We start from the raw sequence: 15,331 nt of genomic DNA, 5'->3' as shown, positions 1-15,331 counted from the left end.
CTTCACGTCCGTGGAGCATCGGGGACCGTCATCGCGCCGTGAACCAGGCCAGCGGCGCCATCACCAGCTCCGGGAACAGCACCAGCAGGAACAACACGGCGGTCTGCGCCAGCAGGAAGGGGCCGACGCCCTTCATCAGGTTCGACATCGACATGCGCCCGACGCCGCAGACCACGTTCAGCACCGTGCCGACCGGCGGGGTGATGAGGCCGATGGCGTTGTTCATGATGAAGAGGACACCGAAATAGACCGGGTCGATGCCGGCCTGCTTGATGATCGGCATCAGCACCGGGACCATCAGCAGGATGGTCGGCGCGAAGTCCAGCGCCGTGCCGACGATCAGAACGATGACCATCAGCGCGAGCATCAGCAGAAGCCGGTTGTCCATCACCGGGGCTAGCAGATCGGCGAGCTGGGCCGGGATGTTGGACGCGGTGATCAGCCAGGCGGAGATGCCCGCCGCCGCCGCCAGGAACATCACCACCGCCGTCGTCTTCGCCGCCGACAGCATCAGCCCGTACAGGTCGGCGATCTTCAGCTCGCGGTAGATGACCAGCCCGACGAACATGGCGTAGACCGCGGCGACCACCGCCGCTTCGGTCGGCGTGAAGACGCCGGTCTTCAGCCCGCCGATGATAACCACCGGAAGCAGCATCGCCCAGAAGGCCTCGGCGGTGAGCCGGAGCCGCTCGCGCAGCGGCACCTTGGGCGGCGTGGTCAGGATCTCGCGGCGGGCCAGCCACCACCAGGTGATCAGAAGCGCCACGCCCATCATGATTCCCGGCACGATGCCGGCCAGGAACAGCTTGGTGATGGAGACCTGCCCGGCGACGCCGTACAGGATCATGCCGATCGACGGCGGGATGACCGGCGCGATGATGCCGCCCGCCGCGATCAGCCCGCCAGAGCGGTGGATGTCGTAGCCCGCCTGCCGCATCATCGGCAGCAGGATGGAGGCAAGCGCCGCCGTGTCCGCCACCGCCGAGCCGGACAGCGAAGCCATCAGGATCGCCGCGAACACCGCGACGAACCCCAGCCCGCCGCGCAGGTGGCCAACCCAGGCCATCGCCATGGCGATGATACGCCGCGACATGCCGCCGGCGTTCATGAACTCGCCGGCCAGCATGAAGAAGGGCACGGCGAGCAGCGGGAAGCTGTTGGCGCCGTCCCACATGCTCTGCACGACGATCTGAGGGTCGAGCATCCCCATGAAGGCCATCAGGGCGAGGCCGGAGACGATCAGCGCGAAGGCGATGGGAAGCCCCAGCGCCATCGCGCCCAGCAGGCTGCCGACGAAGATGAAGATGGTCACGGCGCCGTTTCCTTCAGCGTGTGCGGGCCTTTCAGCCGGTTCGGGTCCACCTCGCCCATGCCCTCCTCCTCGACCTGGATCAGCTCGTCGTCGCCGACCTTGCCGAGCGCCAGCCGGACGAGGTTCAGGATGCACATCAGCCCGATCACCCCGCCGGTCAGGTAGGTGACGCCAAAGACCCAGATCATCGACAGGCCGGTCACCGGGGCGTGGTTCGTCGCGTTCAGATCGTGCTGGAGCAGCGTGCCCTGGACGATGACCACGCAGCAGACCAGCATGATGACCTGATTGATCGCCCAGCAGACCTTCTTGCCGGCGCGCGGCAGCAGGCGGACCAGGGCGTCCACGCCGAAATGCGCCCCTTCACGAAAGCCGATCACGGCGCCGATGAAGGTCATCCACACGAACAGGAAGCGCGGAAGCTCCTCCGACACGTCGATGCCGCTGTTGAAGACGGCGCGCAGCACGACGTTGCCGAACACCATGACCAGCATCGCGGCGATGCACACCACCAGGATGCCGTCGAGGATTCTGAAGAAGAGGGTGCCGTTCCACATCACGGATCTCCGGCGGGACGTCTCCAACCCGGTCACGCGCTGCGCGACCGCACGGTGTAGCGGGCGAGCTGGTCGGGATCGACCTCCACACCCAGGCCCGGCCCGCCGGGCACGGCGAGGCACCCGTCCACCAGCGTGAAATTGTCGACCAGCAGGTCGTCGCGCAGCGGGTTGTGGGTGCGGTCGAATTCCACCATCGGCTCGTTCTGCAACGGCACGCCGAGCGCCGTGTAGGGAACCAGCGGCGCCGTCGCCAGCGCCTGGAGCGCCGCGGCGAGCGCGATGCCGGACCCCCAGATGTGCGGGACGGTCATCACACCGTGGGCGGTGGTCAGCGCCAGGATCTTCTGCCATTCGGTGAAGCCGCCGGCGCAGCACAGGTCCGGCTGGGCGATGTCGATGCAGCCCCCGGCCAGCAGCTCGCGGAAGCCGAAGCGGGTGTATTCGCACTCGCCGCCCGCGATGGGCACGTCGATGGAATCGCGCACGCGGCGGTAGCCCTGGCGGTCCTCCGGCGGCACCGGCTCCTCGAACCAGCGGACGTCGAACCGCTCCAGCGCCCGCCCGATCCGGATGGCGCCCGCCGTGTTGTAGGCGTGGTTGGCGTCGACCATGATCAGGGTGTCCGGCCCCAGCACGTCGCGGACCAGCGCCACCCGCTCGATGTCCTGGGCGATCGGCAGCAGGCCGATCTTGATCTTGATCGCCGGCAGCCCGGCCTCGCGGTAGCGCTGCGCCTCCTCGGCCAGCGCCGCCATCATGCGCGGCGTGTCGCGGAAACAGTCCGGGTAGTAGCAGCCGGTGCCGTAGGCCGCGACCTTGTCGCGGAAGGCGCCGCCCATCAGCGCGTGCACCGGCCGGTTCAGCGACTTGCCCCACAAGTCCCACAGCGCGATGTCGATGGCGCTCAGCGCCTCGATGTAGGTGCCCTTCTGGCCGAAGTCGCGGCAGAAGGAATAGAGATCCTCGAAGACCCGCACCGGCTGGTCGGCGCGGCGGCCGATCAGCCGGGGGGCCAGCACGTCGATGATGCAGCTTTCCGGCGGTTCCGCCGGTCCGTACTGCCCGCCCTCTCCCCAGCCGACCAGACCGTCGTCGGTGGTGATGCGGACCAGCAGGCTGTTGCGCTCCGGGAAAGCCGCCTGGGAGGAATAGAAGGTCTTCGCGTTCAGCGGAGTCTTCAGGACGAAGGTGTCGATCTTTTTGATGAGCATCGGGGTTCCCACGGGGAGATCGGGCGTCGGGCGGGCGCACGGCCCCACGGGCGGACTCGCGGCCCGCCCGTGGGGGACGGGACGTGCGTTACGGGTTGGCCTTGCGCAGCTGGGCGAGTTCGGATTGCAGCAGGGTCATCGTCTCGGCACCGATGGCCGCGGCGTGCTTCTCATAGACCGGCGCCACCTTCTGGAGCATCCGCTTGCGCTCCTCGGCGGACAGCTCGTTCACCTGCATGCCGAGGTCCTTCAGGCGGGCCAGCGACTTCTCCGACTGCTCGCGGTTCACCCGGCGCTCCTCGGCGCGGGCCACCGCGGCGCAGGACTGGAGCACGTCCCGCTCGGCCGACGACAGGCCGTCCCAGATCTTCTTGGAGTAGAGGATCACCGCCGGCGTGTAGGCGTGATTGGTGACCGACAGGTACTTCTGCGCCTCGTAGAACTTGCCGGTCTCGATGTTGGCGTAGGGGTTCTCCTGCCCGTCGACCGCGCGGGTTTCCAGCGCCGTGAACAGCTCGCTGAAGGCCATCGGGACGGCGTTGGCGCCCAGCGTGGAGAAGGTGTCCATGAACACCGGATTCTGCATCACGCGGATCTTGGTGCCGCCCAGATCCTCCCATTTCTGGATGGGCCGGCGGGAGTTGGTGAGGTTGCGGAACCCGTTCTCCCAATAGGCGAGATTGACCAGCCCGACGCCCTGGAGCTTTTCGGACAGCTGTTGGCCGACGGCGCCGTCGAGGATGCGGTCGGCCTCCTTCTCGTTCTCGAACAGGAAGGGCAGGTCGAAGACGCCCATGGCCGGCACCAGCGAGGCGAGCGGCGAGGTGGAGGCCACCACCATGTCCAGCGAGCCGCCGCGCACGAGCTGCACGGCTTGCATGTCGCTGCCCAGCGCGGCGTTCCAGAAGCTCTGGATCTTCATCTTGCCGGCGGACTTGTCGGCCGCGCAGGCGGTCAGCGCCGAAACCCCGGCGGCGAAGGGATGGTCCTGCGCGACGGCGGCCGAAAGGCGCATGGTGCGCTCCGCGGTCTGCGCCGTGGCCGGGACGGCGGCGAACAGTGCCGCCACGGCGACCGTCAGGACGATGGGCAGCTTATCGACGTTCATAGGGGCGCTCCTCCGATCCGCATTGTTCAGGGAGCCGGTTCTGTGCCGGTCCCGAAAGGTTGGTGACGCGCACAATGCCTGATGCATCAGGCATTATCAAGATCATTCGCGTGCGAAACCAATCTGTCGCGTCGCGGACGGGTGAGCCGCCGGAGGCGGGCATCGAAGGAGGGGCGCCCTTGGGCTTTGCGGAGTCCGGGCCGTCCGACGCCGTTCAAAGCCGATGCGGCGCGTCGGCGTCGGAAGGCAGATTGGAATCACGACGGCGCGTCGGCCGTCGACAGACGCGCGGATCGCTCAACGTCCGACAAGGACGAACATGGCGCGTGTGGGCGGTGCTCTTGGCCCGGTTCTCGGTCCGGAAAAGATGTCGATGCGGAGGGCGTTGCCCGGCCCGTCGCAATCGCCAGCCGGGGGACCCGGCTGCAAAGCAGCCTGTGCCTGGGTCCCCGAATTCTTGCGGTTTGCATCCCGTTCCCGCGCCTGTCCGCAGTGGCCGCGCCGGACACGGGAGCGCCGCCCACCGAAATCCTAGAAGGTGGGCGGAGAGTTGAGCCACAGGACCGCGGCCGGAACGGTCCCCGGATTGGCGTAGCCGTGAGGGATCTCGGACGCGAAGAACGCGGCATCCCCCGCGCTCATCCGGGTGGTCTCGTCGCCCAGGATCAGGTCGATCTCACCCGACAGCACATAGACGAACTCTTCGCCCGGATGGGTGATGCAGCCGTCGGAACGTCCCCCGACGGCCACATGATGGATGTTCACCTGAAAGGAACTGCCCGGGGCGAGCACGGACAGCGCTTCGAGCTGCACACCGTCCCGCCCGCGCAGCAAGCCGTCGGACAGGATGGGGCGATCCCCGTTGCGAACGATGATTGCCGGCTGGGCCCGCTCGGTCGGCAGCAGGTTTCCGATGTTGGTGTCGAGCGCCGTGGCGATCCTGTGCAGCGTGTTGAGCGACGGACGGGCCTTGCCCTTCTCGATCTTCGACAGCAGCGCCACCGAGCAGTCGCAGCTTTTCGCCAGGCTCGACAGGGTCATCTTGCGCGCCACGCGCAGCTCATGGAGCCGTCTGCCAAAATTTTCGGACAGAAATTCGTCCTGCATCATCCCCCGACTTTCACGCTCCGCGCAGTTTTTCCCGAAAACCGTGCCGAAACACTCCGGCGCCGTCTTCGAAGGCCGTCATCCTATCGTCCCGGACCAACCTCCGCCACAGTGATGGGGTGCCGGGAGGGTCCGTTCACAGGCTCTCGGCGCAGGCGAAAACGGCCTGCGCGAGCACATGGGCGCCCAGAACGATGTCGTCCGCCCGCGTGTCCTCCACCGGCGTGTGGCTCCGCCCGCCGATGCTCGGCACGAACAGCATCGCGGTGGGGACGCTCCGCGCCAGCACCATCGCGTCGTGGATCGCCCCGCTCGGCAATGGCATCGACCCGGCGCCGCGCGCGTCGGCGGCGTCGGCAATCAACCCCTGAAGCGTGGCGTCCAGCGACACCGGCGCCAGACGCCCGGCCTCCTCCAGCGAAACCCGCACTCCCTCCTGGCCGTCGAACTCGCCGACCAGCGCCGCCAGAGCGGCGCTCAAGCCGTCCAGCGCCACCGGGTCGAGGTCGCGGAATTCGAGCAGAAGCTCTCCCCGCTCGACGACGACGTTCACGGCGCCGGGCTGGAGCGACACCTTGCCCAGGTTCCACACGCTGTCCGCCGAACCGGTCTGGCGGAAACGGTGATGGCAGGCGTCGGCGAAGCGGTAAAGCAGGCGGGCGGCGTCGCGGCGCAGCGCGATCGGCGTCGTGCCCGCGTGGTCGGCGCGGCCGTCGAACCGCACGGCGTAGCGGCGCATGCCGAAGATCCCGGTGACCACGCCGATGGGGAGGCCGGCGGCCTCCAGCCGCGGACCCTGCTCGATGTGGGCCTCGAAGAAGGCGCGGTGCCGTTGCGGATCGAGGCGGATCGGCGGGGTGGCGTCCAGACCGGCGCTGGCCGCCTCCTCGGCGAATCCGGCCGGCAGGCCGGGGAGGTCGCCGCAGAAGGAGCGGCTGCCCAGGCAGCTCAGGAACCGGCCCTCCTCGTCGGAGAAGTCGATCAGGTCGATGCCGACCGGCGCGCCGGGGTGGGCCTCCATCCAGGCGCGGGCGATCTCCAGCCCGTAGGCGAGGCCGAGCGTGCCGTCCAGCCAGCCGCCGGTCGGCACGCTGTCGGAATGGGAACCGATCAGCACCGAACGGCCGGCGCCGGGGGCCGCGCCATACAGGTTGCCCAGCGCGTCGATGGTCGCCCCGAGACCGATCTTTTCCATTTCGCCAGCCAGCCAGCGGCGGGCCGCCAAGTCCGCCGGTGAGAGCGCGGGTCGGCAGACGCCGGACCCCACCGCGCCGAATCCCGCCAGGGTCCGCAGGGTCGCCAGAACGGCGTCGCCATTGACGTTGAGCATCGATCGGTATTCCCAGCGCCTCCGCCGACGACGGACGGGACGCTTCACAAAGTTCGGAAGAGGGGAAACGGTGGAGAAGGGGCAGGGAGCGTGCAGGCACCGGGGCACCGGCGCCGCTCCCCGCCGCCGGTTTCGTCAGGTCCCGGTCTGGCCGGCCTTGCGCATGGCGAGGCCCGCCAGGAAATAGGTCACCGCGTAGACGATGACCCGGTACATGATCGCCGAACCGGGCGGGATGCACAGGAAGGACAGCCCGTCGCAGCCGCGCTTGCCGACCTCGTGCGCGATGCGGATCGCCTCGTAGTCAGTCATGCCGATCGGTTCGGCCAGTTCGCCCAGGATGTCGCCCTCGGTCGGGCCGGCGCCGCCCAGAACGTCCATGTCGAAATGGGCGTAGACGCCGGCGGTGCCGTCGTAGGCGTGGCGCAGGTTGTCGATCACGCCCTGGATGCCCAGCTCCGTCCGGATCTTCCACATCGGCATGAAGCAGGCGCCGTTGCGCAGGTAGTGGCGGACAATCTCCGGATTCTCCAGCATGCCGCGCTCGCCGATCTCCACCAGATTGCGGATGGCGTAGCTGGGGCAGTCGCGGAACAGCTTGTCCTTCCAGTTGGTCGAACCGGCGACGTGGTCGTTCATGGTGGCCCAGTCGTAGGGCCAGCAGTCCCAGTGGGTGTCGAGGCTGATCATGCCGACCGGCCCCTTCACATGCTCGGCCACCGGCCGGCCGATCGCGTAGGAGGCGCAGGGAGAGTTCTGGCCGATGACGATCGGCACGGCGCCGGCGGCCAGCGCCGCCTTGACCTTGCGCTCGACGCCCTCCTGGGCTTCCAGGATGCGTTCGACCGTGCCCTCGTAGCTGGCTTCGAGGGGGATGTCGACGTCGCCGTAATCGACGACCTTCAGATGCTCGAAGATGTCGAGGTCGAAGTCCTGCACATAGCCGCCGCGGTAGCGGATCGACTGCTGGCGGACGCGGACGGTGGCGGCCAGCCATTCGGCCTTGTCGACGCCGCTGTACTTGGTTCCCCAGCCGGCGGCGAAGGGCGCGCCGATGATGACGGCGTCGGCGCCGGCCAAGTCCTCGTCCCGGATGGCGTAGGGGACGCCGAGGAAGGTCGGCATGTCCGCCTTGATGCGGGGAAAGTGGGTCGTGCGCCAGGTTTTGCCGGCCAGGGTATCCTGCCAGCTCGGGTAATGCGGCATGGACGGAGATGTCCTCTTCGGGGGGCTTCGGGCGACCGCGGCGGGGGAGGGGCGGCCGCGGCGGTTGCGCGGGGGCGGAGGGCCGGACGGACGGGGCCATCCGGCCGCGGGGATCACGGGGCCTGCTTGGGGAATTCGCGCAGGGCGGGCTCGTTCACGTAGCGGCCGCCGGTGATGTACTTGGCGGCGATCACGTCCCACTGGCCGGAGGTCAGCAGGTTGTCGAGCCCGACGTTGAGGACCGACTGCAGCTCGCTGTTGCCCTTGCGGACGGTCCAGGCGATCGGCAGGAAGTTCACCGGCCGGTCGTTGAACAGCATCTTCACGCCCGGCTGCTGCTCGGTGAAGCGGGTGGCGGTGAACAGATCCTCGAAGCTGGCGTCGGCGCGGCCGGCCGCCACCTCCATGAAGCCCGCGGTCAGGTTGCCGCCGGCCAGCGAGGTCATCTTGGCGTTGGGGATGGTGCGGCGCACGAAATCCTCGGCGGCCGTGCCCTGGACCACGGCGATCCGCACGTCCGGCTTGTTCATGTCGGCCAGCGACGCGAAGCGCGCCTCGTCGTTCTTCACCACGGCAACGCTGCCGAGATAGAAGATCGGCTTGGTGAAGTCGACGACGGTGGCGCGCTTGACGGTGGCGAAGGTCGCGCCGATGGACATGTCGAACTGGCCGGCCTGCAGCCCGGCGACGAAGTTCGCCCAGGTCGTCTCGATGAAGACCGGGCGGACGCCCATCTGCTCGGCGATGGCGCGCGCCGCGTCCACGTAGAAGCCGGTCAGCTCGCCCGTCTTGGGGTCCTTGGCGGTGCCGGGCGGGGAGGGGATGTAGCCGATCTTCAGCTCGCCCTGCCGGACGATCTTCTCGACCTCGCCGGCGGCCTGGGCCTTGACGGCGCCGAAGGTCACCAGGGCGCCAACCACCAGCGACGAGATCAGCGTGCGGAATGCGGACATGTTCAGCCTCTTCAATGCAGGACGCGGGCAAGGAACGCGCGGGTCCTCGCGTTGTCCGGGTTGGTGAAAATCTTGCCTGGTGGTCCCTCTTCGACGATTCGGCCGCCTTCCATGAAGACGACCCGGCTCGCGACGTCGCGCGCGAAGCTCATTTCGTGGGTGACGATCACCATGGTCATGCTTTCGGCGGCGAGTTCGCGCATGGCGGTCAGCACCTCGCCGACCAGTTCGGGGTCGAGCGCCGAGGTCGGCTCGTCGAACAGCATCAGGCGCGGGCGCATCGCCAGGGCGCGGGCAATCGCGGCGCGCTGCTGCTGCCCGCCCGACAGCTTGGTCGGACGGACGTCGCGCTTGTCGGCCAGCCCGACCTTGGCGAGAAGCTGCTCGGCGTGGCGGACCGCTTCGTCGCGCGCGACGCCCTTGACCTGGATCGGCCCCTCGATGACGTTCTGGAGCGTCGTCATGTGGGGGAACAGGTTGAAGTTCTGGAAGACCATGCCCATTTCGGCGCGCAGCCGGTTGGTCTGGCGCTCGGTGGCCAGCCGCCTCTGGCCGTCGGCCTCGACGTAGCCGACAAGCTCGTCGCCGAAGCGGACCTCGCCTTCGTCGTAGCGTTCCAGAAAGTTGATGCATTTCAAAAGCGTGCTCTTGCCGGAGCCGCTGGGTCCGATGATCGCCACGACGTCGTGGGGCTGCACGTCGAGATCGATGCCGCTCAGGACGCGCGCGCTGCCGTAGCTCTTCCCGAGGTTGGTGATGCGCAGCATAGGGGAAACTCCACCGGAGGATCGTGCGAGGATCGGTCAGGCCCGCATCTTCAGGCGCCGTTCCAGGCGCTGCGACAACCAGATCCAGGGGTAGGTGATGATGAAGAAGAAGATCGCCAGGAACGTGTAGACCTCGAGCGGACGGTAGGTCGTGGCGATGAGGTTGTTCGATTCCTGAAGAAGCTCGTAGACTGCGATCATCGATCCGAGCGTCGTCAGCTTCATCAGGTTAGCGAATTCGTTGATCAGCGGCGGGATCATCTTCTGCCCGGCCTGGGGCAGGATGATGCGACGGAGCGCCGTGAAGTGATTCATGCCGATGGATTTGGCAGCGAGAAACTGGCCGGTGTCCACCGCGTTGATGCCGGCCCGCACGATTTCCGACACATAGGCTCCGGAATGGATGCCGAGGGCGATGATGATCGAGGTCATCGCGCTGAGCTGGTAGCCGAAGATGATCGGGAAGCAGTAGTAGAGCCAGACAATCTGCACGAGCGCCGGAGTCGCGCGAATCATCTCGACATAGATGGATGTGACGGATCTTATAAAGATGCCGGACGATTCTCGGCTCACACCGACCAAGAGACCGATGAACAAACCGATGGCGGACGACAGTAACGTTATCTGGAGTGTCGTGATGGCGCCGCGTGCAAAAATCGGCCAATACTCAAGTATTATGGCAAACTGCCATTCGTACCCCATCGCCGATGCCCCTGTTCATGGTCTGGCTTTGTCGCCGACCTAATTTTGAATGGCATTCAAAATGCTCGATTGATTTGGCACTGTCAATGGGGTTTCGCGATGCGCGGGGCATCGGTTTCGGGCTTTTGAAGCGCTCAATCAGAGGTGGTGAAATGGGCCAAGGATTTCTCTTGATGCCTTGGTGCGTGGAGGCGCCGCCCGAGCAATACGGGAGGGCCCGGTGCCCGGGACGGTCGCTCCCGTCGCGTTGGCGACCGGTTCAGGCCGTGTGGTGGCGGCGGGCGTTGATAAGGATGTCGGTCCCCAGCGCCAACGCCAGGGCGACGGCGCCGCACAGGAAGACCGTGGCGTAGCTCCCACCGCTGTGGGCGAAGAGATAGGAGTAGCCGTAGCCGCTCAGCGCCTGGAACAGGGCGAAGGCGGTGGTCGCCCGGCTCCAGGCGGCGCGCTGCTCCGACGGGCTGCGCGGCAGCAATTCATGGATGCGGCCGAGCACCAGGGGAACCACGCCCGGCGTCAGGGCGCCGAGGACGACCGTCGCGGCCCCGACCACCAGCGGCTGGCCGCTGACCGCCAGGGCGGCCACGGCGACCGCCTGGAGCAGCAGCGCGATGCGGTAGGCCGCCGCGTAGCCGATCCGGTCGGCCAGCGATCCGACGGCCACCGGCCCGGCCACCGATGCCGCACCGTAGAGGACCCAGCAGAGGGCGCCGACGTCTGCGCCATGGTTCAGGCCACGGGCGACATAATCGACCAGCAGCAGCATGACCGGCACCAGCCCCAGCGCGTTCAGCGCGTATTCGGCGTAGAGCGAGCGGAGGACGCGCCCCTCATGCCACGGGGCATGCTCCACCGGCGGAGCGGCAACCGCCTGTGGTGGGGCCGACGCCGGCCAGCCGAACCAGGACAGGGCGGTCAGCAGCATCGACAGACCGCCCAGCCCCAGCCAGGTCTCGTGCAACCCCAGCCGCATCAGGGCCGGCACGGCGGTGCCCGAGGCGGCGATTCCCAGCCCGATGCCGAGGAAGATCATGCCGCTGACGAAGCCGCGCCGCGCCGCCGGGATGTGGGGCAGGATGCTGGTCGCGACCAGGACCATGATGGCGCCTCCGGCCAGACCCGAGACGAAGCGCCAGCCGAAGAACCAGCCGAGCGAGAGCGGATAGGCGCAGGCGATGAAGGCGAGGGAGGCCGTCAGCATCAGCACCCGCAGCAGGGCCCGGTTCGGCAACAGGCTGGCCAGCGGCCGGCCGAGCAGGGCGCCCGCCAGATAGCCGGCGAAGTTCGCCGCACCCAGCGTCACCGCGTCGGCGGCGGAGAACCAATGGGCCTCGATCAGCGACGGGACCAGCGGCGTGTAGGCGAAGCGCGCCAGCCCGACGGCGACGAGGCTTCCCGCCATGCCGGCGAGGGTCGCCATCCAGGCGGCGCCGTCGAGGCGGTCCATGGCCGCGGTTGCGGATGTCCTGTTCATGGGCGTGCGTCCCTGTTGCGGCTCCGCCGCGGCGGGCCGCCCGTTGACCGGGAGGAATGGGAAGGGGGGAGCCGGCGCGGCGGTCAGGAGTCCGGCATCGGCGGCAGTCCCAGGCTGGCCAGGGCGCCGCGCGCCGCCCCTTCCAGCAGGTCGCGCTCGGGGCGGATGCGGGCCAGGACGCGGATGCCCAGCAGGGTGGAGAAGAGCAGGCGCGCCGCGTCGTCGTCGGGGATGCCGGCCGGGATCGCGCCGCTCTGCCGCCCCTTGACGATGCAGCGGCGGAAGAAGTCCTCGATGGTCGTCAGTTCCGCGTTCAGGAAGTCGCGCAGGTCGGGGTTGTCCGGCCCAACCTCCAGCGCGGAGTTCACCAGCAGGCAGCCGCGCCGGCACCCGTCGCCGAGCGATCGCTCGATGCTTTCGCGCAGGAAGCCGGCGATGGCGGTGGCCGGCGATGCCGTCGCCTCGTGCCGGGCGATGCGGGCGCGCAGCGAACCGTCCAGGTAATGCTCCAGGGCGCGGCGGAACAGCGCCCGCTTGTCGCCGAAGGCGTTGTGCATGCTGGCGAGCGTCATGCGCATGCTGTCCGCCAGCTCGCGGGTGGAAGTCGCTTCGTACCCCTGGGTCCAGAAGCGGTCCACCGCCGCGTCCAGCACCGCCGTCTCATCGAACTTCCGCGGCCGAGCCATGGGTCCCGCCTTCCGAACCGGTGTTTTAGATCATATGATCCAAAATACGCCGGGCGGGGTGGCGGTCAAGGACTTTGCCATCGTGCGAACGCGGGACTGCCCTGCGCCGCCGTCGGGCCGCGACGTGCGGCGGGAGGGCAGACGCTTGGCCGCTCATGCGACGGCCATGGCGCATTGGACCGCCATTGCTCCCGAAGATTTCCATGATCAATAAGTTGATGATGTCGACGTATCAGCTTCTTGTCTTGTGAGGATTGCCGCATGAAAGACTTCGTTCAGTATACGTCGAAGAGGCCCAGCGCGGCGCAGCCCGATTGGTTGGCTACCATGGCATTGCGTGCCGTCGCCACTCTCGGGCGGCCGCTTTGCGCGCGTCGTCCTCCAACGCTTGCCGAAGATCGCGAGCCTGTCGGTCCTCTTGAAACATCAGACAGTTTGCGAAACCGTCGGTGCCACGCTTGAAACCGAAGCCAAGGCATTTTGCCTCGGTCGGCGTTGGCCGTTTTTCCAACTCTGTTCGCGCATAGTCAGGGTAGGCCTCCGAGACAAAGTAGCGCAGTTCCGCATCGGAGAACTGAATGCTCGGGAGAGCGTCCTGAAGCAGTTTGTACTCGGCTGATTTTTCCCCTTTTTCTGTTACGTAAGCAATGGTTTTGGGGAGAAGCCGATTGATTGCGACCCCATCTTTCAGCTTATCAATGGAACGCACGAATATAATGCGCTCCATTTCGGCCGTGTTCATTCCCAATACAGAACGAAATTCATCATCGAGGTCCCAGCGGACGCGAGAGTTCCAATTCGAGGCTTTTGCGGCCTGTGCTACCGTCGCTTCAAGACTCTTCTGATTTTCCGGTGTTAGAGCGCCGTCCTGCTTAAGGTTAGCCACTCCCTGAGACGCAGTTACAAATTGGAACGCTTGGTCATATCCTGCGGTATGTTTTCGAAAAGTCTCGATGAGTGCGAGCTGCATCGGTAGATCGGTTCGCAGATTTTTTGCTCTTTCTTTAGAGTATTTGCGAAAATAGACCCAATCGTACCAAACGTCTCCGTCAGGCTCGCGGTTCTGATCTTTCAAGGCGCTTTCACTGTTCACATAGTACAGACTACGGTACTCGCCGGAGGTGTAGCCCTTGCCGGGTACGGTTTCCACGCACCCGGTCAAGACGAGCAAGATGAAAGCCATCAGGGCAGGGGATTGCATAAGCGTGCGCAAGTTGACCCTCCTGGCGATTGGCCGAGCGACTGCAAAATCACGCGATCTTTTTATCACGTTGCTTTTGCAAAAAAAGTGATCGTGCGCGCCACTTTACCGGGAGATGCATTGAGCAAGAAGCGCATTCCGTTGTCGCAATCCGCCGTGGCCGATAAAGCCCCCCGGCAAAAGCGCTGACTCACTGAGGGAGTGACCAAAACGCGCGAGCCATGACGAGATTTCCCATCCATGACGGGGAGGAGCGAGTACCGGCAGCGTTGCCGATCCGGCAAAGCCTGATCAGCCCTACGCAAGACCCTTTGGCGACAGGGCCTTAGCCCAATGGCGTCAGTTCGCCCAGCAGGGTCGGCAGCAGTTCGGCCACCGTGGGGTGGATGTGGACGGCGCGTTGCAGGGTGGGGTAGGGCGCCTTGGCGTACATCAGGTCGAGCACGGCGTGGATGGCCTCGTCGCCGCCGGGACCGAGGATGGCGGCACCCAGGATTTCCTGACTGTCGGCGTCGACGACGATCCGCATGAAGCCCTGCGTCTCGCCCTTCTCGACCGCGCGCCCGACGCGCGTCATCGGCCGCATGCCGACCAGCGCGCGTCGGCCGGAGCGGCGGACCGCCTCGTCGGTCATGCCGACGCGGGCGAGCGGCGGGTCGGTGTAGAGTGCGTAGGCCTGGATGCGGTCGTCCACGCTGCGCCGATCCCCATCGAGCAGGTTCGCCGCGACGATCTCGAAGTCGTTATAGGCGGTGTGGGTGAAGGCGCCGCGTCCGTTGCAGTCGCCCATCGCCCAAATCCCCGGCACGTTGGTGCGCAGCGTGTCGTCCACCGTGATGGTGCCGCGGGCGTCGGTCGCCACCCCAGCCCGGTCGAGCCCGAGGTCGTCGGTGTTGGGCACGCGCCCCACCGCCAGCAACGCGTGGCTTCCCACCACCGATGGCGCGCCGGAGGCGCAGGCCACGCCCACCTCCACGCCATCGGCGTGCGGGGCGAAGCGGATGCAGTCGGCCGACAGGCGGACCGTCACCCCCTCCGCCTCCAGCAGGTCGCGGATCGCGGCGGAAACGTCGGGGTCCTCGCGCGGGATCAGCCGGTCGCCCTTCTCCACGACGGTCACCTCGGCGCCGAAACGGAGGTACATCTGCGCGAATTCCAGGCCGATGTAGCTGCCGCCGACCACCACCAGATGCCGCGGCACCCGGTCGAGGTCGAGGATCGTGCCGCTGGTCAGGATGCCGACGTCGCGCACCCCCGGCATGTCCGGCACCGCGGCGCGGGCGCCGACGTTGATGAAGATGCGCTCCGCCGTCAAAACCTCGTCGCCGACGCGCACGCTGTTGGCGGATTCGAAGCGGGCATGGCCCTGCAGCACCCGGCAGCCGGGCATGCCGCGCAGCCAGCCTTCGACGTTCTGGCGCGACCGGCCCGAGATGGCGTCCTTGCGCGCCTTGACCTTGGCCATGTCGACGCGCACCGGGCCGTCCAGCATCACGCCGTATTCGGCGGCGCGCTGCGCCATCCGCGCCACGCGGGCGCTGGCGACCAGCGTCTTGGTCGGGGTGCAGCCGGTGTTGACGCAGGTGCCGCCGAACAGCTTGCGTTCGACGACCGCCACGGTCATGCCGGCGGCGGTGAGGCGCCCGGCGAGCGGTGGCCCGGCTTGGCCGGCTCCAATGATGATGGCGTCGACCATGGCGTGCTCCTGCAGCCG

Annotated in this window: 14 protein-coding genes; all 14 read right to left on the bottom strand. The window is 67.2% G+C overall.

The genetic code is table 11. From position 1 onward, the window contains the following. Positions 1-28 precede the first annotated feature (28 nt). Positions 29-1,312 carry a TRAP transporter large permease gene (locus ABAZ39_RS25080; protein ID WP_040136682.1) on the bottom strand — a complete coding sequence of 428 codons (1,284 nt, stop codon included), beginning with the start codon at positions 1,310-1,312 and terminating at the stop codon, positions 29-31. Continuing rightward, complete coding sequence (locus tag ABAZ39_RS25075; RefSeq protein WP_040136680.1) at positions 1,309-1,869, bottom strand: TRAP transporter small permease; 561 nt, start codon at positions 1,867-1,869, stop codon at positions 1,309-1,311. Before ABAZ39_RS25075 ends, ABAZ39_RS25080 begins: the two co-directional genes overlap by 4 nt. A gap of 32 nt (positions 1,870-1,901) precedes the next feature. Further along, on the bottom strand, positions 1,902-3,083 hold the full coding sequence (locus ABAZ39_RS25070; RefSeq protein WP_040136678.1) for a mandelate racemase/muconate lactonizing enzyme family protein: 1,182 nt from the start codon (positions 3,081-3,083) through the stop codon (positions 1,902-1,904). 88 nt (positions 3,084-3,171) lie between these two features. Beyond that, positions 3,172-4,191 (bottom strand): TRAP transporter substrate-binding protein, encoded by a 1,020-nt coding sequence (locus tag ABAZ39_RS25065; protein WP_051658511.1) that lies wholly within the window; start codon positions 4,189-4,191, stop codon positions 3,172-3,174. 531 nt (positions 4,192-4,722) lie between these two features. Continuing rightward, complete coding sequence (locus tag ABAZ39_RS25060; RefSeq protein ID WP_051658510.1) at positions 4,723-5,301, bottom strand: helix-turn-helix domain-containing protein; 579 nt, start codon at positions 5,299-5,301, stop codon at positions 4,723-4,725. A gap of 133 nt (positions 5,302-5,434) precedes the next feature. Continuing rightward, a complete protein-coding gene (locus ABAZ39_RS25055; RefSeq protein WP_040136676.1) occupies positions 5,435-6,628 on the bottom strand; it encodes a hydantoinase/carbamoylase family amidase in 1,194 nt (397 codons plus the stop codon). A gap of 135 nt (positions 6,629-6,763) precedes the next feature. Beyond that, positions 6,764-7,834 (bottom strand): arginase family protein, encoded by a 1,071-nt coding sequence (locus ABAZ39_RS25050; RefSeq protein ID WP_014199589.1) that lies wholly within the window; start codon positions 7,832-7,834, stop codon positions 6,764-6,766. Between the two features lie 113 nt (positions 7,835-7,947). Further along, the gene (locus ABAZ39_RS25045; RefSeq protein ID WP_014199588.1) at positions 7,948-8,787 is read right to left on the bottom strand and encodes a substrate-binding periplasmic protein; all 840 of its coding nucleotides are present in this window, start codon (positions 8,785-8,787) and stop codon (positions 7,948-7,950) included. 11 nt (positions 8,788-8,798) lie between these two features. Further along, positions 8,799-9,554 (bottom strand): amino acid ABC transporter ATP-binding protein, encoded by a 756-nt coding sequence (locus ABAZ39_RS25040; protein ID WP_040136673.1) that lies wholly within the window; start codon positions 9,552-9,554, stop codon positions 8,799-8,801. Between the two features lie 36 nt (positions 9,555-9,590). Further along, positions 9,591-10,256 (bottom strand): amino acid ABC transporter permease, encoded by a 666-nt coding sequence (locus ABAZ39_RS25035; protein WP_040136671.1) that lies wholly within the window; start codon positions 10,254-10,256, stop codon positions 9,591-9,593. A gap of 259 nt (positions 10,257-10,515) precedes the next feature. Next, positions 10,516-11,730: a YbfB/YjiJ family MFS transporter gene (locus tag ABAZ39_RS25030; RefSeq protein WP_040136669.1), complete on the bottom strand. Its 1,215-nt coding sequence runs from the start codon at positions 11,728-11,730 to the stop codon at positions 10,516-10,518. 83 nt (positions 11,731-11,813) lie between these two features. Continuing rightward, a complete protein-coding gene (locus ABAZ39_RS25025) occupies positions 11,814-12,416 on the bottom strand; it encodes a TetR/AcrR family transcriptional regulator (protein ID WP_040136666.1) in 603 nt (200 codons plus the stop codon). Positions 12,417-12,738: 322 nt separating this feature from the next. Beyond that, positions 12,739-13,629, bottom strand: coding sequence for a hypothetical protein (locus tag ABAZ39_RS35805; RefSeq protein WP_144243623.1), 891 nt, complete (start codon positions 13,627-13,629; stop codon positions 12,739-12,741). A gap of 313 nt (positions 13,630-13,942) precedes the next feature. Further along, entirely contained in the window at positions 13,943-15,313 is a 1,371-nt protein-coding gene (locus ABAZ39_RS25020; protein ID WP_040136664.1) for an FAD-containing oxidoreductase, read from the bottom strand. Between the last annotated feature and the right edge of the window lie 18 nt (positions 15,314-15,331).

This window comes from Azospirillum argentinense, from assembly GCF_000632475.1.
GTDB lineage: Bacteria > Pseudomonadota > Alphaproteobacteria > Azospirillales > Azospirillaceae > Azospirillum > Azospirillum baldaniorum.
The sequence above is the reverse complement of the archived record's forward strand: the minus strand, read 5'-3'. Positions and strand labels throughout refer to the sequence as shown.